The organism is Rhizobium sp. 9140 (genome assembly GCF_900067135.1).
Lineage (GTDB): Bacteria > Pseudomonadota > Alphaproteobacteria > Rhizobiales > Rhizobiaceae > Ferranicluibacter.
In genome coordinates, this window is record NZ_FJUR01000001.1 from 2663288 (window position 1) to 2684696 (window position 21409).

A 21409-nucleotide genomic window follows, 5' to 3' on the forward strand; every position below is an offset into this window, starting at 1 on the left:
TTTTCTGCCCCGGCCCCCATCCCGGCAATAATTTTCCCGGATGGCCGAACAACCTGAGATGGCCGACCTCGGACACAAGGCGACACCACCCTATGATGCCGCCATCAACAGACCGGAGACTTGAATGAAACGCTTCCTTCTGATCGGTGCCGCCCTGGCCGCATTGACCGCGTCCGCCCATGCCGACGACAAGCTGCTGAACGCCTCCTACGACATTTCGCGCGAGTTGTTCGAGAAGGTCAACGAGGCCTTCGTTGCCAAGCATCCCGGCGTCACGGTCGATCAGTCGCATGGCGGATCGTCCAAGCAGGCGCGCGCCATTCTGGAAGGTCTGGAAGCCGATATCGTGACGTTTAACCAGGTCATCGATGTCGATGCCCTGGTGAAAGGCGGCTTCGTCACCGATGACTGGAAGACAGATTTCCCGAACAACGCCTCGCCCTACTACTCCTTCCCCGCCTTCCTCGTGCGCGAAGGCAACCCGAAGGGCATCAAGGACTGGAACGATCTGGTTCGCGACGACGTGAAGGTCGTCTTCCCCAACCCGAAGACCTCCGGCAATGCGCGCTACACCTATCTGGCGGCGCTCGCCTTCGCCAAGGAGACCTTCAAGGACGATCCGGCCAAGGTGGATGCCTTTATTGCCAAGCTGTTCGACAACGTCCCCGTCTTCGACACGGGCGGCCGCGCCGCCACCACCACCTTCGTGGAGCGCGAGACCGGCGACGTGCTGATCACCTTCGAGGCGGAAACCAAGGGCATCGCCCGGGAATTCGGCGAGGACAAGTTCGATATCGTCGTTCCCTCCGTCAGCCTGCTCGCGGAATTTCCGGTCGCCGTTGTCGACAAGGTCGTGGACAAGCATGGAACCCGCGAGCTCGCGAAATCCTATCTCGACTTTCTCTACACGCCCGAAGGCCAGACGATTTTGGCCGAAAACGGCAACCGCGTGAATGACGCCACGGTTGCGGCGACCTTCAAGGACCAGTTCCCGGATATCCGTCTTCTCAAGGTCGAGGACGTGTTCGGCGGATGGGCCAACGTCAAGAAGGAAGAGTTCGCCGAAGGCGGCCATCTCGACAAACTTTACGGCAGCCGTTGATCGCAGGCGCGATCTATGGAAAACGGAAGCCGCGGCGGACCGAGTGTCCCCGCGGCCTCTATTTGTTTGCAGAGCCGTCCGCCACCGCCGGTGACGAACGACGCTGCGGCCCATAAACGACCGCAGGACGGCCCTCGCCGTCCACGCGACCTGAAGAGAAAGAGGACCGGCCTTGGCTCGGCGCATTCTTCCCGGCTTGCCGTTGACCCTCGGCATCACGCTGGTCTATGTCGCCGTGATCGTGGTGCTGCCGCTCGGCGCGCTGATCTTCAAGGCGGCAAGCCTCGGCCCCGGCGACTACTGGACGATCGTCTCGTCGGACCGCGCTGTTGCGAGCTATCGCGTGACGCTGCTCTGCGCTGCCGCCGCGACCGCATTCAACCTCGTCTTCGGCATGGCGCTCGCATGGGTCATCGTCCGCTATCGCTTCCCCGGCCGCCGCATCGTCGATGCGCTGGTGGACCTGCCCTTCGCGCTGCCGACGGCCGTGGCGGGCATCGCCCTGACGACGCTGTTTGCGAACAATGGCTGGTTCGGCGGAGCGCTGTCGAGCCTCGGCATCAAGGTCGCCTACACCCCCATCGGCATTATTGTCGCCATGGCCTTCACCAGCCTGCCCTTCATCGTGCGCACGGTGCAGCCGGTGCTGGAAGAGCTTGACGGCGCGCTGGAAGAGGCCGCGCAGACGCTGGGCGCCAGCGACGGTGAGATCTTTGCCAGGGTGCTGCTGCCGCAGCTCTTTCCGGCCATGCTTGCCGGCCTGTCGCTGTCCTTCGCGCGCAGCCTCGGCGAGTTCGGCGCCATCATCTTCATCGCCGGAAACCAGCCTTACGAGACGGAAATCACCGCCCTCCTCACCTTCATCCGGCTGGAGGAATACGACTACCCCGCCTCCGCCGCCATCGCCTCCGTCATGCTCATGGCCGCGTTCCTGATGCTCGCGATCACCAACATCCTGCAAACCCGCGCCCTGCGCTACACGGTGAAGGGTTGACCATGACAACAGCCAAAACCCGCCGCCCGCCGCGCATCGGCGAGAAGCCGGTCTTCCGCAACACGCTTATCGCCGTGGTTCTCGTGCTGGTAGCGCTGGTGATCGTCGCCCCGCTCGTCATCATCGGCGTGCAGGCCTTCTCGAAGGGCGCCGCGTTCTTCGCGAAATCGATCATGGATCGCGATACGGTTCATGCCATCTGGATGACGGCGCTGACCGCGCTCATCGCCGTCCCCATCAACACGATCTTCGGGGTCGCCGCCGCCTGGGCGATCACCAAATTCGACTTCCCCGGACGCCGCCTGCTGCTCGTCGTCATCGAGATTCCCTTCTCCGTCTCGCCCATCGTCGCCGGCGTCGCCTATCTCTTCGTCTACGGCCTTCAGGGGCTGTTCGGCGAGGCGCTGCAATCGGCCGACATGAAGATCCTCTTCGCCCTGCCCGGCATCGTGCTGGCCAGCCTCTTCGTCACCGCACCCTTCGTCGCCCGCGAGCTTATTCCGCTGATGCAGGCGCAGGGCCGGGATCTGGAGGAAGCCGCGACATCGCTCGGCGCAAGCGGCTGGCGGACGTTCTTGTTCGTCACGTTGCCCAACATCAAATGGGCGCTGCTCTATGGCGTCATCCTCTGCAATTCCCGCGTCATGGGGGAATTCGGCGCCGTCTCGGTCGTCTCGGGCAATATCCGTGGCCAGACCAACACGCTGCCGCTGCACATCGAACTGCTCTACCACGACTATAACGCGGTCGGCGCCTTCGCGGCCGCCTCGATCCTTGCAAGCCTTGCCATTGTGACGCTGATCGCCAAGGTCGCGCTGGAGCGCCGTGGCGCCGGCCGCGTGCAGCGTCCGGCGCTGACCGGGCCGGCATTGGCAGGGCCAAAACTCGAAACGACTGAACCGGGGATATCCAAGCCGTGAAGATCCGCCTCGATAAAATCGTCAAGACCTTCGACACCTTCCGCGCCGTGCACGGCGTCTCGCTTGAGATCGAAAGCGGCGAACTGGTGGCCCTGCTCGGCCCTTCGGGCTCGGGCAAGACGACGATTCTGCGCATGGTCGCAGGCCTCGAATATCCCGACGAAGGCGCGATCTTCTTCGGCGAGGAGAACGCGACCGACATCGAGGTCCGCCATCGCGGCGTCGGCTTCGTGTTCCAGCATTATGCGCTCTTCCCCCACATGACGATCGGCGAGAACATCGCCTTCGGCATGAAGGTCTCGAAGACCCGCCGCTCGACGGCCGAGATTGCCGACCGCGTCGCCGATCTGCTGCGGCTGGTGCAGCTCGACGGGCTGAAGGACCGCTTCCCCGCGCAGATCTCCGGCGGACAGCGCCAGCGCGTGGCCCTTGCCCGGGCGCTGGCCGTCGATCCGAAAGTGCTGCTGCTGGACGAGCCCTTCGGCGCGCTCGACGCCAATGTGCGGCGCGACCTTCGCCGCTGGCTGCGCAAGATCCACGAGGAACTGGGGATCACCACGCTCTTCGTCACCCACGACCAGGCCGAGGCGCTCGATCTCGCGGATCGCGTCGTCATCCTCGACAAGGGACGGATCGTGCAGGCAGGCACGCCGGAAGAGGTCTGCCGCGCGCCGGAAAATGCCTTCGTGATGAATTTTCTCGGCGATGCCAATCGGCTGAGGGCGACGGTGACGGCGGGACGCGCCAGCGTCAACGAGATCCTGTTCGATGCGGCAGGCGTCGCCGACGGTCCGGCGGAACTGTTCTTCCGACCGGCCGACGTCATCTGGCGCGAGGACGGCGCCGGCATCCCCGCCGTCATCCTGCGCGTCATCGACCGCCCGGACTCCAAGCGCATCCTCGCGGTGACGGCCGATGGCCAGCATGTCGAATTCGACACCGCGCCAGAATTCCCCTTCCGCACGACGGCGCGCGGAACGTTGGAAATCCTGCGCCCGCGGGTATTTTCCACCACACCGGCTTGAACCGGGCAGAGTTAGCAAGCCGGCAATGCGCCGGCTTGCTACGCGGTGAACGTCAGGCCAGCTCGGCGGACTTGGCCCAGAGGTTGATATCCGCCTCGCGGGCGTAGGTGTCGATCTCGGCCAGTTCCTCGGTCGTAAACGACAGATTGTCGATCGCCTTGACGCAATCCACGATCTGCGAGGTCTTGCTCGCGCCGATCAGCGCCGACGTCACGCGTCCGCCGCGCAACACCCATGCAATCGCCATCTGTGCCAGCGTCTGGCCGCGACGGGTGGCGATCTCGTTGAGCTTGCGGACGTTGTCGATCACTTCGGGACGGATGAGGCGCTGGTTGAGATAGTGGTTGAGGGCAGCGCGGCTGTCGCCCGGAATGCCGTCGAGATACTTCGTCGTCAGCATGCCCTGCGCCAGCGGCGAGAACACGATGGACCCGACACCGAGATCCTCGACCGTATCCAGGAGCCCGTCGTCCTCGACCCAGCGGTTGATCATCGAGTAGCTCGGCTGGTGGATGAGCAGCGGCGTACCGAGCTCCCTGAGGATCGCGGCGGCTTCGCGGGTGCGCTGCGAGTTATAGGACGAAATGCCGACATAGAGCGCCCGCCCGGACCGCACGATATGATCGAGCGCGCCGCAGGTCTCCTCCAGCGGCGTCTCGGGATCGAATCGGTGTGAGTAGAAGATATCGACATAGTCGAGGCCCATGCGCTTCAGGCTCTGATCGCAGGAGGCGATGAGGTACTTGCGGCTGCCCCATTCGCCATAGGGACCCGGCCACATGTCGTAGCCGGCCTTGGACGAAATGATCATCTCGTCGCGATAGGGCTTGAAGTCCTGGGCGAAGATCGCGCCGAAGGCCGTTTCGGCAGCGCCATAGGGCGGGCCGTAATTGTTGGCGAGGTCGAAATGGGTGATGCCGAGATCGAAAGCCGTCTGGCACATCTCGCGCTTCAAGGCATGCGGCGTGGTTTCGCCGAAGGTGTGCCACAGCCCGAACGAGATCGCCGGAAGTTTGAGGCCGGAGCGGCCGCAGCGGTTGTAGATCATCGTCTCGTAGCGGGTGTCGGCGGGGTGCCAGGTCATCGTCGTTGCTCCATATTTCGTACGTATTGTCAGGCATGTCGCGTCAGCCCCGCGAGGGCGAACGACTCGGCGTGTTCTCGTATGGTGATACCGCACAATGGCGCCATGGTCTCACTTAGTTCGGAGCTAAAGACATGAAAGCAATACCGAAAATACTGGCTACCCTGTGCCTTCTGGCGACGCCTCTATCACTCCATGCCGCTAATGGCGGTGACGGGGGCAACGGAACTCCCGCGGGCAATGGTGGAGCCGGCCTCCCCGGCGGACGCGACGGGAAACCGGGCATGCCGGGTTGCGGCGGGGGCACAAACCCCTCGCCGGACGGCAAATTCTATACCTCTTCCGGCGAGGCGTGCAATCCGAGCGACGAAGACCGCCGGAAGCTGCACACGTCGTAGGACCAACGGTCAGACCGCGAACGGCGCCCGATCCCGGACGCCATTGAGTCCCGACCGATCAGCGCAGCAGCGCCCGCGCCGCCTCGATGCCGAGCGGGGCCGGCTGGGTGCAGGTGGTGGTGAGATCGACAAACCGTCCCTCGTCGCCCGATTTCAGGATCGACACCATGACATCGACGCCGTGGAGCGTGCGTTCCAGCGAGCAGCGAGGGTCACGGCCGTCGGTGATGGCCTGCGCCATATCGGCGAGACCGGCCGTGCGGTAATTGGCGAGCGGGCCCTGCGGATGTTCCTGATTCTCGACCGAGAACGGATGGTCCCAACGGTCGACCGGCGAGATTTCCTTGCCTTTGCCACTCACCTCGACCTTGCCGCCGAAGAAGTTGGGGTCCGGCACATAAAGCGAGCCCTCGGTGCCGTAAAGCTCCATATTGCCATGGCGATGCGACCAGACATCCCAGCTCGCCGTCAGCGTCACGGTGGCACCGCTGTGGAATTCGAGCAGCGCGTGGATGTTTGTCGGCGTCTTCACCGGAATGACCTGCCCCTTGCGCGGCTCGCTCAGGATGGTGCGGGTCTTCGCGGCCTTGGAGGCGAGCGCCGCAACGCGCTTGACCGGCCCGATGAGGTTGATCAGGTTGGCCACGTAATACGGCCCGAGATCGAGCACGGGACCGGCACCCGGCAGGAAGAAGAAATCCGGGTTCGGATGCCACATTTCCATGCCGGGGCTCATGACATGGCAGGTGCCGGAGGTCACGCGACCGATGCGACCGCTATCGACCTGGGCCCGCGCCAACTGATGCGCGCCGCCGAGGAACGTATCCGGCGCGCAGCAGACGGTAAGACCTTTCGATGTCGCAAGCGAGCGGAGCTCCTCGCCCTGCTCCAGCGTCAGCACGAGCGGCTTTTCTGAGTAGACGTGCTTGCCGGCCTCGAGGATGTGTTTCGAGACAGGGAAATGCGCATCCGGGATCGTCAGATTGACGACGATGTCGATATCGGGATTGGCGAGAAGCTCGTCGATCGATTGTGCCTTGACCCCATACTCGCCGGCGCGCGTTTCGGCCGCTGCCGGGTTGATATCCGCGCAGGCGCGGATCTCGATGCCCTTGAACAGAGGCGCGAGCCGGAAATAGGTGGTGGAAATATTGCCGCATCCGATGATGCCGACGCCGAGATCCTGTGTCATGACGTGTGCTCCTTTGAAAAGGTCGTGCTGTCAGAAGGTCTTGATGGAGGCGATGGAGCGTTCGGCAAGGCGGGCGAGATCGCTCGGATTGTCGTGCTCGACGATGTAGGTCTTGGCGGGTGTCGAGGCGAGACGGGCATAAAGCCCCTTCCAGTCGACCGTTCCGTGTCCGACATCCGCCCAGCCGTCCTCGTCCGTGTTCTCGCCGGCCGGTGCGATGTCCTTGACGTGAACCGCCGTGATGCGGTCGCCGTAACGGTCGATCCAGGCCAGCGGATCGGCGCCGCCGCGGATCACCCAGGCGATATCAGCTTCCCATTCGAGATCCGGGCCGCCTTCGAAAATGAGGTCCATCGGAACAGTGCCGTCCGGCAGGGCCGCGAATTCGAAGTCGTGATTGTGCCAGCCGAAGCCGAGCCCCGCTGCCCGGACCTTCTCGCTGGCCTTCTGAAGGCGCGCACCGAACGCCTTCCAGCCTGCCGCGTCCGTCGGCCGGTTCTCCGGCAGGACATAGGGGCAGTAGATCGTCTGGATACCCAGCATCTTCGCCACGTCGATGGCGCGATCCGGCTTGTTCTCCAGCATATCGAGGCTGAAATGCCCGGTCGGCATGGTCAGCCCGTTGCGGTCGAGATCGGTCTTCAGCGCCTGGACCGCGTTGTCGTCGTGATCGCCATAGAGCGCTCCATAGCCTTCGACCTGGGTATAGCCGGCCTTGGCCACGAGATGCAGGGCATCCGAGAGCGGCGGAAAATTGCGGGCGGTGTAGAGCTGGAAGCTGAGCGGTCTCATGGAACTGTCCTTTTTCAGAAAATGCGGGTCGGTCTCTGGCTCCATCGAGGAGCGTCAACCGGCCGAGGATTGCAGGTCGTAGACGGTGAAGACCGGCGACGGGCGCTGGCCCGGCGTCGTCGGCGTGAAGCGCACCGTGCGGCTGTCGCCGGCGGTCAGGTCGAAGGCGTTGTCGCTGAAGCGACCGGCGACATCGGCCTCGATCATCACATGGAGGGCGAGCCCCGTCGCCGACACGGTGACGTCGATACCGCCATCGCGGCCGGCCGTCGTCAGCGTCAGGCCGGAGGGTTCGAGATCGAGCGTCTTGTAGGTACCCGCCACATGGTGGCCGGCACCGCGCGCGCCGTCCGAGGCCTCGAAGGTCCAGAAGAGCAGCATGCCTTCGGGGATATCGGCGGCGGGAAGCGTGACCAGCGTTGCGGCACGGTCGGCGGGGCATGTGCCGCTTGCGGCCAATAGCGGCCGACGCTCACCGGATGTCGAGACGAGAAAGGTCTGAACCTCGACGCTGACGGCTTCCCGCGTGTCGTTGACCATCGAGATCGCAAGGGTCTTTCCGTCGTCCGAGGGGATGGCGGCGACGGCGACCGGCTGGAAGAAGCGGCGCACCATGTAATGCATGGCCTTCCAGCTGCCGCCATAATCGAGGCTCGACCAGGATGCGACCGGCCAGGTGTCGTTGAGCTGCCAGTAGAGCGTACCCATGCAATGGGGTTTCAGCGAGCGCCAGAACTCCACGGCCGTCTTGATGGCGAGACCCTGCTGGATCTGGCTGAGATAGACGAAGCTCGGAAAATCCTTGGGGAAGCGGAAGTAGCGGAACATGGTGCCCGCGATCCGCTCGTTGCCGCCGGCATTCTTCTGGTGGCTCTCCATCACCGGCGAGGCGATGTTAAGATCCTTGGGCGCAGCGAATTGATGGATCACCGGCATGGATGTGTAGGACTGGAAGCCGAACTCCGAGCAGAAGCGCGGGCGGACGGTACGGTAATTGTCGAACGACTTGTTTTCGTGCCAGACCGACCAGTAGTGCATGTCGCCCGCACCGTCGGCATGCCAGGCATCGCCGAAGTTCAGAGGACCGACGGCCGGGCTCGATGGCCACCAGATCAGGTCCGGTGCCGCCCGTTTCATCGCGGTCTCGATGGTGCGGTTCAGGCGATCGTAGGAGACGAGATAACGGTCGCGATCCCGGCGGCTTTCCTCGAACCAGGTCAGCGCGCCGACAAGCTCGTTATCCCCGCACCAGAGCGCGATGGAGGGATGCGACGACAGGCGGCGCACCTGATCGTCCACTTCGACCGCGACGTTTTCGAGGAAATCCGTGGTCGAGGGATAGAGGTTGCAGGCGAACATGAAGTCCTGCCAGACCATGAGGCCCAGCCGGTCGCAAAGGTCGTAGAACCAGTCCGGTTCGTAGAAGCCGCCGCCCCAGACGCGGATCATGTTCATATGCGCATCGACAGCCGACTGTAGCAGATCCGCGACGCCGGCTTGGGTGACGCGCGAGAACAGGGCGTCGGCCGGGATCCAGTTCGCCCCGCGGCAGAAGATTTCGACGCCATTGACCCGGAAGGCAAAGCGGCTGCCGGCCTCGTCCGGATCGGTCAGAAGTTCGATCCTGCGGAAACCGATGGTCTTGCGGACGTGATCGCCGCCAACGGACACGACGAGACGCGACAGCGGCTGGTCTCCGCTGCCAGCCGGCCACCAGAGGTTCGGCCGGGGGACCGGGAAGGTGTGCTCTACCGTGGTCTTCCCCTTGGCGAGATCGACGTCGAGCGTCTGTTTGGTGCCGTCGAGATCGAAGCTGACGGACGAATGCCCGGCTCTGGCCGCAAAGAGCGCGGCGGTGACGACGAGATCGACCGAGCCATCCTCATGCCAATCCTGCCGCGTCGTCACATGCTCGATCCGCGCTTCCGCCAGCCGCTTGAGAAGCGGCGGCTCGTAGACGCCGAGGGGTGCGATGGCGATGTTCCAGTCCCAGCCGAAATGGCACTGGACCTTGCGCAGCATGCTGCCGTTGGGAATGGGAGAATTGGCGGTGGAATAGGGAATGTAGAACGGCTGTTTGGCCTGCCGCTCGGCGCTCTCGCGCACGGAGGATTTGATGACCAGCCTCAGCCGGTTCACGCCGGGAACGAGCTTGCCGGACACGTCGGGGCGGTAGCGGCGGAAGCTGTTGTCGGCCTCAAGCACAAGGGTATCGTTGAGGGTGACATCGACCACCGTGTCCAGCCCGGCGAGGTCGAGATACCAGCTGTCGGTCGAGGCGGTATCGGTAATGTCGAAAGTCCGCTCCAGCACCCAGTCCTGCTCGGCCACCCACTGCACGTCGGCTTCGTTGCGCCCGACATAGGGGTCGGGGATGATGCCGGCTGCAAGCAGCGCGCTGTGGACATCGCCGGGGACCGGCATGGTGAGGGTGTGTTTCGCGTCGAGGCTCGACAGGGTCCAGGTGCCGGAAAGATCGGTGGTGTGGGTGGTGGCGGCTTCGGTCATTTCGGGTCTCTGCTCGGTCATGTTTGCTCGGTTCGTTTCGCGATAAGGCCGCAATCGCTCAGCGCGCTGCGAGGTCGCAGCCCCTCATCCGCCTGCCGGCACCTTCTCCCCGCGAGCGGGGCGAAGGGACTCGCAGCGGCCTTGAGGCACGTCCCCTCTCCCCGCGGGCGGGGAGAGGGCTAGGGTGAGGGGCTGCGGCGCCCAAAAGCGCTTGTCGAATAACAACCGTCACAATCTCTGCTCCGTCCCCTGATCGAAGATCGACGCCATGCCCATGTCGATGCCGAGGCGCACCTGCGACCCCGGGGCGTAGCGACGTGCGCCGGCGATACGGACGGACATCGTCTGCCCGGCGAGCTTCAGCCACAGCAGATTGTCGGCACCCATCGGCTCCTCGATATCCACCACGGCGGCATGCGCATCGCCGCCGACAGACACCTCGTCCACCGTCACATGCTCCGGGCGGATGCCGAGGACGACATTGGTGCCGGCACGGATGGGTGCGCGCGCTGGATAGGCATCGATGGCGAAATCCACGCCGCCGACATGCACGACCTTTCGTCCGCCCTTCTCCTCGACCGTGCCGCGAAAGAAGTTCATGGACGGCGAGCCGATGAAACCGGCCACGAACAGGTTTTCCGGTGCGTTGTAGATGGTCATCGGGTCGGCAAGCTGCTGGATCACGCCGCTTTTCATGACGGCGATGCGGTCGGCGAGCGTCAGCGCCTCGATCTGGTCGTGCGTCACGTAGATCATGGTATTCTTCAGCGACTGGTGCAGCCGTTTGATCTCGACGCGCAATTCGGAACGCAGCTTGGCGTCGAGGTTCGACAGGGGCTCGTCGAACAGGAACACATCGACATCCCGGACGAGGGCTCGCCCGATCGCCACGCGCTGGCGCTGCCCGCCCGAAAGCTCGGCCGGCTTGCGCTTCAGAAGCGGCTGGATCTGAAGGATCTCGGCGGCGCGGGCGACGCGCTTGTCGATCTCCGGCTGCGGCATCTTTGCGACCTTGAGGCCGAAGGAGAGGTTCTTCTCGACGCTCATCTGCGGATAGAGCGCATAGGACTGGAACACCATGCCGATGCCGCGATCCTTGGGTTCCTCCCAGGTGACGTTCTTGCCCTTGATGAAGATCTGCCCGTCCGAAATTTCCAGAAGGCCGGCAATGCAGTTTAGCAGGGTCGATTTTCCGCAGCCGGACGAACCGAGCAGCACGAGGAACTCGCCGTCGCGGATATCGAGGTTGAGGTTCCGGAGAACGGTGACTGCGCCGAAGCTCAGCGACAGATCCTGGATGGAAACGCTTGACGTCATGAGGATCAGCCTTTCACGGCGCCGGCGGCGATGCCGCGCACGAACAGGCGCCCGGAGATGAAGTAGACGATGAGGGGTACCGCGCCGGTCAGCAGCGTGGCGGCCATGTTGACGTTGTATTCCTTCACGCCCTGCACCGAGTTGACGATGTTGTTGAGCTGGACGGTGATCGGATAATATTCGGGACGGGTGAACACGACACCGAAGAGGAAGTCGTTCCAGATGCCGGTGATCTGAAGGATCATGGCGACCACGAAGATCGGCAGCGACATCGGCAGCATAATCCGGAAATAAATCATCCAGAACCCCGCGCCGTCGATACGGGCCGCCTTGAAAAGCTCCTCCGGCAGCGAGACGAAGTAATTGCGGAAAAGCAGGGTCAGAATCGGCATGCCGAAGATGGAGTGGACGATGATGAGGCCGCTGAGCGTGCCATAGATGCCCAGTTCGCGCAGGATGATGACGAGCGGGTAGATCATCACCTGATAGGGAATGAAGGCCCCGATGATCAGGATGATGAAGAAGGTCTCCGACCCCTTGAAGCGCCAGTTGGCGAGCGCATAGCCATTGATCGAGGCGAGCGCGATCGAGGCGATGGTGGACGGCACGGTGATGCGCACCGAGTTCCAGAAGCCGCGCGACAGGCCATCGCAGTTGAGGCCGGTGCAGGCGCTGGACCATGCTTTGACCCAGGGCTCGAAGGTGATTTCGACAGGGGGTGAAAAGATGTTGCCGAGCCGGATCTCCGGCATGCCCTTCAGCGAGGTCACAACCATCACGTAGAGCGGCAGCAGGTAGTAGCAGGCAAACACCAGCAACGTGCCGTAGACCACGATGTTAGTGCCGGAAAAGGCACGCGCAGGGCGCTTGCCGCGGGGGCCGGCGGCCAGTTGCGGTTTGGCGGCGTCGATGGCGACGGCGGTGGTGTTGAGGGAGGCGATATCAGCCACGCTTGCGTCCTCCGAATTCGAGATAGGCCCAGGGAATGATGATGATCGCGACGGCCAGCAGCATCATGGTGGAGGCTGCAAAGCCCTGGCCGAGGTTCTGGGCCTGGAACATGTAGTCGTAGACGTATTTCGCCGGCACTTCGGATGCGATGCCGGGGCCGCCGCTGGTCTGCGCCACCACGAGATCGTAGACCTTGACGATGCCGGAGGCGATGATGACGAGCGTGGTGATGAAGACCGGCCGCATCATGGGGATGACGATGAAGAGATAGGTCTTCCAGGCGGGAATGCCGTCGATGCGCGAGGCTTTCCAGATCTCGCCGTCGATGCCGCGCAGGCCGGCGAGCATCAGGCACATGACGAGACCGGTTCCCTGCCAGAGCGCGGCGATGAGGATGCCGTACATCACGAGATCGGGATTATAGAGCGGATCGAAGCGGAAGGAGGTCCAGCCGAGAGAGCGGATGACGGATTGGATGCCGAACTCTGGATTAAGGATCCACTGCCAGACGAGGCCCGTGACGATGAAGGACAGCGCGAAGGGATAGAGGAAGATCGTGCGGAACGTGTTTTCGAACCGGATCTTCTGATCCATCAGCGCCGCCAGCAGAAAGCCGATCAAGAGGCTGAAGATCAGCGAGAAGATGCCGTAGATGCCGAGATTGATGATCGACACCGTCCAGCGGGGGGCTGCCCACAGGCGCTCGTACTGGTCGAAGCCGACGAAGCTCATCCGCGGCAGCAGACGCGAATTGGTGAAGGAATAGAGCACCGTCCAGAGTGTACCCCCCGCGAAGATGACGACGGCGGTGAGGATCATCGGAATGGACGCGATCTTCGCGCTCATATTGCGGAAATACTGGTTTGGCCGGGTGAATTTCCGGACCGGTGCGGCAGCTGTCATCGCTGGAACCGTCATCGGCAATCGCCTCCTCGTGGGCTCTCGCCCAAAGGGCGGAGCACGGCAAACATGAGACTTGGGGCAGGCTGTCCCGCATCCTGCCACACCGTTTCCGGTTGATCGTTTCGCGACCCGGAAACCGTAGCAGCGCGTCACGGACGATGGATGCGGAACGTCTTTGGTGGCGTGAACACCGCCGTCAGAACGTGACGGCGGTTGTGGGGCCGTGACGGCTGGAGACCGCCACCCGCACCGTCACTCGGCGGAGGCGATGATGCTTGCGAGGCGCTTCTGGGCATCCTCGGGCGTCATGGTCGTGCTCGAGAAGAATTCGGAGAACAGGTCCTCCTTCTGCTTCTGGATGTCAGCCGACAGCAGTTCGTCCGTACTCTTCACCACATCGCCCTTGGCGAGGATGTCGAGACCCTTCTTCATGCAGTCGTTGGTCGCCGACATATCGACATCGCCCCGCACCGGCAGCGAACCCTTCTTGAGGTTGAAGGCGACCTGCGTGGCGGGATCGAGGATGGTCTTGGCAAGGGCGCTCTGCGCCTCGGTCTTCGCCTCGTCGCTGAGCAGCGGGAAGTAGAAGGCATCGCCGCCTGTCGAGATCATCGCATTGACGCCGAGGCCGGGAAGGCAGGAATAATCGGTGCCGGCCTTCTGGTTGGCGATCTGGAACTCGCCCTGCGCCCAGTCACCCATGATCTGCCCGCCGGCCTTGCCGGTGATGACAAGGTTCGTCGCCTGATTCCAGTCCTGAACGTTGGAGCCCTTTGCCATGCGCCGGGCGTCGTCCGCCGCCTTGAAGATCCTGGCCATGTCAGGGCCGGTCAGCGTGGCCTCGTCCTTGTCGCCATAGGCCTTGAAATAGAAGTCCTTGCCGCCGAGCGAGAGCACGAGCACGTCGAACAGGCCGGACGACTGCCACGCCTGCCCGCCAAGGGCGAGCGGCACGATACCGGCCTTTTCAAGCGCCGGGCCTGCGGCCACAAACTCGTCCCAGGTTTTCGGCACCGCGACGCCAGCCGTCTTGAAGGCCGCGTTGGAAAGCCAGAGCCACTGCCACGAGTGTATATTGACGGGAGCGCAGTAAATCTTGCCCTCGATCGTGCAGGCATCGAGAAGGCTGGCGGGCCGGATGACCTCTTTCCACTTTTCGGCCGTGGCGACATCGGTCAGGTCGCGCATCAGGCCGGCCTGAACCAGTTCTTCCGCCTGACGGCCGTGATTGAACTGCGTGGCGCCCATGGGGTCGCCGCCGGTGATGCGGCTGATCATGATGGGACGGGCCGTGCCGCCCGAACCGGCAATCGCGCCGTCCACCCATTTGTTGCCGGTCGCATCGAACGCCTTGGCCAGTTCCGCGACCGCCGCAGCCTCCCCGCCGGACGTCCACCAATGCGTTACTTCCAGATCCGTGGTATGAGCCGCACCGAGCGGCAGTACCACACCGGCAGCCAGAATTGCTGCGCGAAAGCGTGTCATCATGAGTCTCCTCCCTCACTGTAACGTTGCCGTAAAAACGTAGCGGATGTGCGAGAAGCACGCAACAGAGCAACCGTTAAATTTTTTGAGAGAACTAAATTTCTACCTATAGGAGAAACTCTAACTCGACAGCAAGGTCGTGTTCTTGCCGTATTGCGGTGCAATATACGTCTTTGTGTGCAACAAGCTTATTGAATGTGCATCATTTTCGGCATTCTTGCCTTCATTCGTTGTGCTACGCCGATTTGCAGCGCAGCAATCATTCTCGAGTCGCGCAGGCGTCACCCGAAGATTGCAACCTGGTCGAAGACCCGTGAAAGATCGGCTCCATCAACTGTATCGTTACAGGTTTTTCGTGTAGGCACGGCGTCGGTGACATTGGTCAAGCCGCTTCGAACCGGCTAGGATGATCGGCGACATGCCGGTTGCATGAACCGGATAGAAGGGCAGGCATCGATGGACGAGACGACGAAAACCGATGGTTTGCCACAAACGGCAGCGCAGACCGGCCCGCAGACCGGCGGCGCGCAACGCCACCTCCCCGGCAACGACCGCCCGACGCTGAAGACGATCGCCTTCATGACCGGGCTCGGCATCACCACCGTGTCGCGCGCCTTGAAGGACGCGCCCGATATCGGCGCGGAAACGAAGGAGCGCGTGCGCCTCGTGGCGCGCCAGGTCGGCTACCAGCCGAATCGCGCAGGCGTGAGATTGCGCACTGGCAAAACCAACGTCATCAGCCTCGTCCTGTCGCTGGAGGAGGAGATCATGGGCCTCACCAGCCCGATCGTCGTCGGCATTTCCGAAGTGCTGGCGGCCACGCCCTACCACCTCGTCGTCACACCCTACAGCCCCTCGCGGGACGCCCTCGCCCCGGTTCGCTACGTGCTGGACACAGGTGCCGCCGATGGCGTCATCATCTCGCGGACGGAGCCGAAAGATGCCCGCGTGGCACTGATGCTGGAGAGAAACTTCCCCTTCGCCACTCATGGCCGCACCGATATGGGGCTGGCACATCCCTATCACGATTACGACAATGAGGGCTTTGCCTATGCGGCCGTGCGGACGCTGGTGGAGCGCGGGCGGCGTCGGCTCACGCTGCTGCAGCCGCCGCCCCACCTCACCTTTCACCGGCACATGCGCAACGGCTTCGACCGCGCGGTCCGCGACTTCGGCGTCGAGACCATCCCGTTCGACACCGTCGATATCGACCATTCGCTGATCGACATCCGCACCGCGTTCGAAAGCCTGCTGCGCGGCGGAGCGGTACCGGATGGCATCGTCTCGGGGAGCGGTGCGGGAACGATCGCCCTGATCGCCGCCATCGAGGCGACCGGCCGCAAGATCGGCGCCGACCTCGACCTCGTCTCCAAGGTGCCGAGCGACTTCCTCGGCTGGCTGCGCCCGGAGGTCATCACGATGAAGGAAGATATCCGCCACGCCGGCCACGAACTTGCCAAGGCGGTCCTCGCCCGCATCGCCGGCCAACCGCCGGAAGAGCTTCAGAGCCTGAGCGGGCTCGACAGATCGAAGAGCTGACGACGCCTCTCTCAGAGCAGCAAGAAGGCCGCGCGACATATGCCGCGCGGCCTTTCTTCGTCACGTCGTTCGACCCTTCAGAGCAGGATTGTTCGGCAGATCAGGACCGTTCGGCGACGAGGCCGCTGCCCCACGGGCCGTGATGCGAATCCTTGCCGTCCGTGCGATCATAGCCATGGGCGCCGAAATAGTCGCGCTGGGCCTGGATCATGTTGGCGGTGCCGCGGGCGCGACGGTAGCTGTCGAAGTAGCCGAGCGCCGATGCGAGTGCCGGGACCGGGAGACCACCGAGAACGGCGGTGGAGACCACGCGGCGAAGCGGACCATCGGTTTCCTTGACCATGGCGGCAAAGGCCGGGGTGACGATGAGGTTCGCGGCATCCGGCGATTCGGTAAACGCCTTGGTGATCTCGTCGAGAAACTGCGAGCGGATGATGCAGCCGGCACGCCAGATGCGGGCGATGGTCGGCATCGGCAGGTTCCAGCCGAATTCACGGGAGGCCGCCGCCATGACGGCAAAGCCCTGCGCATAGGCGCCGATCTTGGCCGCAAGCAAGGCGTTTTCGAGATCGGCAAGGAAGGCCGCCTTGTCGCCGATCGACAGCGGCGGCACATCCGGCAGGCCGAGAATCTTCTCGGCGGCCTCGCGCTCGGCCTTCATCGACGACAGGCTACGGGCAGCGACGGCCGCCTCGATGCCCGTGGCCGGCACGCCCATGTTCTGCGCCTCGATCACCGACCACTTGCCGGTGCCCTTCTGACCCGCCTTGTCGAGAATGACATCGACGAGCGGACCGGAACCGAGCTGGTCGTCGGCGCGCAGCACGATTTCGGAAATCTCGATCAGGAAGGAATTGAGGCGGCCCTTGTTCCAGGTCGCGAAAACCTCGGCGATCTCGGTCGCGCTCATCTTCAGACCGTCGCGCAGGATGCCGTAGATCTCGGCGATCATCTGCATGTCTGCATATTCGATGCCGTTATGGATGGTCTTGACGAAGTGACCGGCACCGTTCTCGCCGAGCCACGCGACGCAAGGATCTCCTTCATAGCGCGCGGCAATCGAGGTCAGGACCTTTTCGACGCGCGTCCAGCTTTCCTCAAGGCCACCGACCATGATCGAAGGACCGTGGCGGGCACCTTCCTCGCCGCCGGAGACACCCATGCCGATAAAGGTCAGGCCGCTATCCTTCAGGGTGTCGAAACGGCGCATCGTATCGCGGAAATTGGCGTTACCGGCATCGATCATGATGTCGTGCGCTTCGAGATGCGGCTTCAGGATTTCCATCTGCTGGTCGACCGCTTCGCCGGCCTTGATCATGATGATGATCGGCCGCGGCGGCTTGATCGCCGCGACGAACTCTTCGATCGTCTCGCAGGGGATGATGCGATCCTTCAGATTGCCTGCCTCTTCGTAAAACTCTCTCGTGCGCTCGACCGTGCGGTTGAACACTGCGATCGTGTTGCCCTTCTCGGCAATGTTGAGCGCGAGGTTGGACCCCATGACGCCGAGCCCGATGAGGCCGATTTCCGCCTGTGCCACGTGTATGCCTCCATTAGATCCTGGAACGCGGGGATGCCGATCATCGGCGGGCGTTCCATTGATGTGTCGTACCCGCAGTGCCGACCGTTGCAGCCGGTTGCCGAATGGGTGAACGCCGCAAGTTTTGGCACCGGAAAGCGTGAACCACAAGACATTGTTGACGTTCGAAGCTACATTTCCTCTCCAATGCCGACAGATGTTGCAGCAGCGCGAGGACGTCCTGCACAGGCGTCCGCGCCTGCATCGACAGGAATGCTCGAAGAGGAGGAGAGAGCGAAATGACGATGAACGTGCGAACCGTCGAGGTCGTCATCGAGCGGGATGCGGGCGCGGTCTATGCCTATGCGAGCCGCCCCGAGACGATGCCGCTCTGGGCATCCGGGCTTGCAAGCGGGCTTCAGCCTGCCGGCGATCACTGGATCGCGAGCGGGCCGCTCGGAACCGTCAGGATCTTCTTCACGCCTGCAAACGATCTCGGCGTGATGGACCATACGGTCGTCGAGGAAACAGGCGTGACAACCTACAATGCTTTCCGCGTGACACCGAACGGCTCAGGCGCCGTGGTCGTGTTCACCCTGCTGCAGCAGGCCGATACGAGTGAGGATAGCTTCGCACGCGATATCGCGTGGGTGCGGAAAGACCTGACCCGGCTCAAGGCACTTCTGGAGGGCAAGGGAGACGCGGCGGCCTGAGCCACCGGCGGCGGCACCTTCAGGCCGCGATGGCGCGGCGGCGGTTGGCAAGTTCCTGATAGACAATGATGGCGCCGATGATCTGTTCTGTCGATGTGCGACACGGGGTCATGCGGGACCGGATCACGATCGTCCGGCCATCGATTTCGCGGGCATAGGTCGTATCCACCGTCTCGCCGCCAAAGCAGCGGTCGAGGCGGGGTTTCAGATTGTCCTCGAAAAACTGAAGCCCGGCGAATTCGAGAATCGTCCGCCCGATCAGAGATAGCGGGGTTTGATGAACATGCTGTGCGTGAAGGACATTCGCATAGAGATAGCGATAATCGGGCGTGACGACACAGACACGGTCCGGCAGACTGTCGAGAATGGCCTCGTTCAACAGCCCCTCATCCGCGCGGACCTTCGGAAGCAGCGCCGTCGGTTCCGGGGCGATGCCCGGGTACCGCACCATCAGATTTCCGGTTTCCGACTCGACGAAATAGCGCTCGGCCAGATCCGACAGCACATTGCTGTGCCGCAGGACAGTGGAGCAGTCGTCGGCCTCCTTTTTCAGAAGATCCAACAGAAACCGGAACTGCAGGCGGGCATCCGCGACCGTATTTGCACGTTCGCTCTCGATCGCCTTCAAAAGGGGTTCGATCTCTCTGTCGAGGACGTCGATCAGCACGGTGTCCCCGCCGTTCACCGCCTGCTGGATCTGGCTGTATTTCATCCAGAACAAATCGATCAGCGTCTTCACGACCTTATCTCCACACCCATGCGCGCAACCGCAAACAGACAGGAAATGTCTATTCCGACCGCATGACACCATGTCAACGAAACGCCTGATAATGCGCGGTTTCACTCTACACAGGCGGCAGCCTCGTTCAACCGATCCTTCGCGATATCGTGAACGTCATATGCCTTATTTACAAGATGTACTGACCTGAGAAAGCAAACCTCAGTCTTCTCCATCTACATTTTCGTATTCGTATCGCGGGCCAGCTTGCGTTTCACCTGCCAGCGATCATGATACCACAGCCATTGACCGGGATATTCCCGCACCCAGCGCTCCACCGTGTCGTTGAGAAGCTGCGCCGTCGCCTCGACATCCACGCTGCCGCCCTCCTTGCGGGGAATCGCGACGGCGGGCTCGATTTCCAGGCGGAATCGATTGCCGGGTAAGCGGATGCAGCGCGCCGGGTAAACCTCGCAGCCGAACTGACGCACGAGCTTTGCGAGCAGCGGATTGGTCTTGACCGGCTGTCCGAAAAACGTGGTGCTCAAGCCTTTCTTGAACTTCTGATCGACCAGAACGCCGATCCCCTGCCCTTCGTCCAGCTTGCGCGCGAGCGTGAAGGACGATCCGGCGTGGGACGGCACCAGCGTTCCCATGCGCTTGGCACGGAAATCATAGACCTTCTTGGCCATGGTCGCATTGTTCGGCGGGCGAAAGAGCACCGTGACATCGAGACCGAACGCGGACCCTGCAACCGGCAGCATTTCGAAACTGCCGGTATGGCCGGTAAAGACGATGAAGGGACGCGGGTTGGCGCATAGATCGAGGAAGATCGGCGCGCCCGCCACCTCCACCCGGCCCGGCGTGCCGCGCGTCGGGTCATAGTCGAACAACCGGTCGAGGAATACGTATTCGGCGGCAAGCCGACCGATGGAGCCCCAGCTTTCCAGAGCGATCGTTTCGATCTCGCTCTCGCTCTTTTCCGGAAAGGCGGCGCGCAGGTTGGCGAGCGTCAGCAGATGCCGGCCGCGCATAAAGCGCGGCCCGGCAAGCCGCGCAACGCGGTCCATGACATTGAGCGCCGTATCCGCCGGCAGGAGTTTCAGCAGCATCAGCGGCAGGAAGGCCAGCTGCGCCACGATCCAGTCGCTCGCCTGCCGGTAAGACAGAACGAGCCGCGTGATCAGACTGCGCACCGGCTCAATCCAGCCGCAGCACGATCTTGCCGAACACCTGACGGCCTTCCATGCGCTCCAGCGCGCGATCGATGTTCTCGAAGGTTACTTCAGTATCGATGACGGGATGAACGAGACCGCGCGCCATCTTCTGCATGGCGTCGGCCATATTCTCCATCCGGCAACCGAACGAGCCGATCAGCTTCAGCTGCTGCTGGAACAGCATCATCAGGTTCATGTCCGCGGAAACGCCCGAGGTGGAGCCGCAGGTGACGAGGCGCCCGCCACGCTTCATGCAGAGCATGGAGCCGGCCCAGGTATCCTTGCCGACATGCTCGAACACAACGTCCACGCCCTTCTTCTTCGTCAGCTTGCGCACCACGCCCTCGAAACGGTCGGTGCGGTAGTTGATGACGTGATCGGCGCCGAGGGCCTTGGCCTTCTCGATTTTGTCGTCGGAGCCGACGGTGGTGATGACGGTGCAGCCGATCTTCTTGGCAAGCTGGATCGCCGCCGAACCGATGCCGGACCCGCCGGCATGGATGAGGATGGTTTCGCCCGGCTCGAGCTTGGCATTGTCGAACAGCATATGCTCGACCGTGCCGAAGGTGACGGGTGCCAGCGCTGCGGCGACCGCATCGACGCCGGGCGGTGCGGGTACCAGAAGGCGGGCGGGAAGATTGACCTTTTCCTGCGCGAAGCCATCGAGATGGAAGCCGTGGACGCCGCTGACATGTTCGCAGAGATTGTCGCGGCCCTCGCGGCAGGGACGGCAGAGGCCGCAGGTGCGCGCGCCGTAGATCGACACCAGCTGGCCCGGAAGAACGTTCGCGACACCCGGCCCGATGGTCTCGACCACGCCGGCAGCCTCGGCACCGATGACAAGCGGCATCTTGCGCTTGGCGAAGGCCATGCCCCGCCAGCCCCAGACATCGATATGGTTGAGTGCCACGGCCTTGACGCGCAACGTCACCTCGCCCGGGCCGGGCGCGTCGGGTTCCGGCAGGTCGGTGACTTCAAGCTTCCGGTCGTCGATCAGTTGCAGCGCGCGCATGGTCTTTTCCTTATCGTTTC

Annotated in this window: 19 protein-coding genes; 7 read left to right on the top strand and 12 right to left on the bottom strand. The window is 63.0% G+C overall.

Translation table 11 applies throughout. The features are described 5' to 3' along the window. Nucleotides 1-124 precede the first annotated feature (124 nt). The 4 genes from GA0004734_RS12560 (at nt 125) to GA0004734_RS12575 (ending at nt 4041) form a co-directional block, all read left to right on the top strand. Nucleotides 125-1102, top strand: coding sequence for a sulfate ABC transporter substrate-binding protein (locus GA0004734_RS12560; protein ID WP_092934151.1), 978 nt, complete (start codon nt 125-127; stop codon nt 1100-1102). A 172-nt stretch (nt 1103-1274) separates the two neighbouring features. After that, nucleotides 1275-2096, top strand: a complete 822-nt coding sequence (cysT, locus tag GA0004734_RS12565; protein ID WP_092934153.1) for a sulfate ABC transporter permease subunit CysT — start codon at nt 1275-1277, stop codon at nt 2094-2096. 2 nt (nt 2097-2098) lie between these two features. Next, a complete protein-coding gene (gene cysW / locus GA0004734_RS12570; RefSeq protein ID WP_092934155.1) occupies nt 2099-3016 on the top strand; it encodes a sulfate ABC transporter permease subunit CysW in 918 nt (305 codons plus the stop codon). Beyond that, nucleotides 3013-4041, top strand: a complete 1029-nt coding sequence (locus GA0004734_RS12575) for a sulfate/molybdate ABC transporter ATP-binding protein (protein ID WP_092934157.1) — start codon at nt 3013-3015, stop codon at nt 4039-4041. The genes cysW and GA0004734_RS12575 overlap by 4 nt, the downstream gene beginning before the upstream one ends. 52 nt (nt 4042-4093) lie before the next feature. Here GA0004734_RS12575 and mgrA read toward each other — a convergent pair whose 3' ends face one another. The 8 genes from mgrA to GA0004734_RS12615 form a co-directional block, all read right to left on the bottom strand. After that, a complete protein-coding gene (mgrA, locus tag GA0004734_RS12580) occupies nt 4094-5125 on the bottom strand; it encodes an L-glyceraldehyde 3-phosphate reductase (RefSeq protein ID WP_092934159.1) in 1032 nt (343 codons plus the stop codon). Nucleotides 5126-5581: 456 nt separating this feature from the next. Further along, on the bottom strand, nt 5582-6715 hold the full coding sequence (locus GA0004734_RS12585) for a Gfo/Idh/MocA family protein (RefSeq protein ID WP_092934161.1): 1134 nt from the start codon (nt 6713-6715) through the stop codon (nt 5582-5584). A gap of 30 nt (nt 6716-6745) precedes the next feature. Next, nucleotides 6746-7507: a sugar phosphate isomerase/epimerase family protein gene (locus GA0004734_RS12590; RefSeq protein WP_092936270.1), complete on the bottom strand. Its 762-nt coding sequence runs from the start codon at nt 7505-7507 to the stop codon at nt 6746-6748. Nucleotides 7508-7561: 54 nt separating this feature from the next. Then, a complete protein-coding gene (locus GA0004734_RS12595) occupies nt 7562-10036 on the bottom strand; it encodes a glycoside hydrolase family 2 protein (RefSeq protein ID WP_245292407.1) in 2475 nt (824 codons plus the stop codon). 207 nt (nt 10037-10243) lie between these two features. Continuing rightward, nucleotides 10244-11332: an ABC transporter ATP-binding protein gene (locus GA0004734_RS12600; protein ID WP_092934163.1), complete on the bottom strand. Its 1089-nt coding sequence runs from the start codon at nt 11330-11332 to the stop codon at nt 10244-10246. Between the two features lie 5 nt (nt 11333-11337). Then, the gene (locus tag GA0004734_RS12605; RefSeq protein ID WP_092934165.1) at nt 11338-12282 is read right to left on the bottom strand and encodes a carbohydrate ABC transporter permease; all 945 of its coding nucleotides are present in this window, start codon (nt 12280-12282) and stop codon (nt 11338-11340) included. After that, the gene (locus tag GA0004734_RS12610) at nt 12275-13201 is read right to left on the bottom strand and encodes a carbohydrate ABC transporter permease (RefSeq protein ID WP_245292408.1); all 927 of its coding nucleotides are present in this window, start codon (nt 13199-13201) and stop codon (nt 12275-12277) included. Before GA0004734_RS12610 ends, GA0004734_RS12605 begins: the two co-directional genes overlap by 8 nt. Before the next feature lie 237 nt (nt 13202-13438). Next, nucleotides 13439-14674, bottom strand: coding sequence for an ABC transporter substrate-binding protein (locus GA0004734_RS12615; RefSeq protein ID WP_092934167.1), 1236 nt, complete (start codon nt 14672-14674; stop codon nt 13439-13441). Nucleotides 14675-15100: 426 nt separating this feature from the next. Between GA0004734_RS12615 and GA0004734_RS12620 the strand changes: the two genes are divergently transcribed. Beyond that, nucleotides 15101-16210 (top strand): LacI family transcriptional regulator, encoded by a 1110-nt coding sequence (locus tag GA0004734_RS12620; RefSeq protein WP_245292409.1) that lies wholly within the window; start codon nt 15101-15103, stop codon nt 16208-16210. Nucleotides 16211-16310: 100 nt separating this feature from the next. On the opposite strand, the gene gndA is transcribed toward GA0004734_RS12620, so the two are convergent. Further along, complete coding sequence (gene gndA / locus GA0004734_RS12625) at nt 16311-17750, bottom strand: NADP-dependent phosphogluconate dehydrogenase (RefSeq protein ID WP_092934171.1); 1440 nt, start codon at nt 17748-17750, stop codon at nt 16311-16313. 33 nt (nt 17751-17783) lie between these two features. Here gndA and GA0004734_RS12630 point away from each other — a divergent pair, with 33 nt between their 5' ends. Then, nucleotides 17784-18032: a hypothetical protein gene (locus tag GA0004734_RS12630; protein WP_139056265.1), complete on the top strand. Its 249-nt coding sequence runs from the start codon at nt 17784-17786 to the stop codon at nt 18030-18032. Then, a complete protein-coding gene (locus GA0004734_RS12635) occupies nt 18029-18442 on the top strand; it encodes a polyketide cyclase (RefSeq protein ID WP_092934173.1) in 414 nt (137 codons plus the stop codon). The genes GA0004734_RS12630 and GA0004734_RS12635 overlap by 4 nt, the downstream gene beginning before the upstream one ends. 19 nt (nt 18443-18461) lie before the next feature. Here the strand turns inward: GA0004734_RS12635 and GA0004734_RS12640 are convergent, their stop codons facing one another. The 3 genes from GA0004734_RS12640 to GA0004734_RS12650 form a co-directional block, all read right to left on the bottom strand. Then, nucleotides 18462-19181 carry a PAS domain-containing protein gene (locus tag GA0004734_RS12640; RefSeq protein ID WP_092934175.1) on the bottom strand — a complete coding sequence of 240 codons (720 nt, stop codon included), beginning with the start codon at nt 19179-19181 and terminating at the stop codon, nt 18462-18464. A 215-nt stretch (nt 19182-19396) separates the two neighbouring features. Beyond that, complete coding sequence (locus tag GA0004734_RS12645) at nt 19397-20365, bottom strand: lipid A biosynthesis lauroyl acyltransferase (protein ID WP_092934177.1); 969 nt, start codon at nt 20363-20365, stop codon at nt 19397-19399. Next, nucleotides 20361-21389: a zinc-binding dehydrogenase gene (locus tag GA0004734_RS12650; protein ID WP_092934179.1), complete on the bottom strand. Its 1029-nt coding sequence runs from the start codon at nt 21387-21389 to the stop codon at nt 20361-20363. Before GA0004734_RS12650 ends, GA0004734_RS12645 begins: the two co-directional genes overlap by 5 nt. Nucleotides 21390-21409 lie beyond the last annotated feature (20 nt).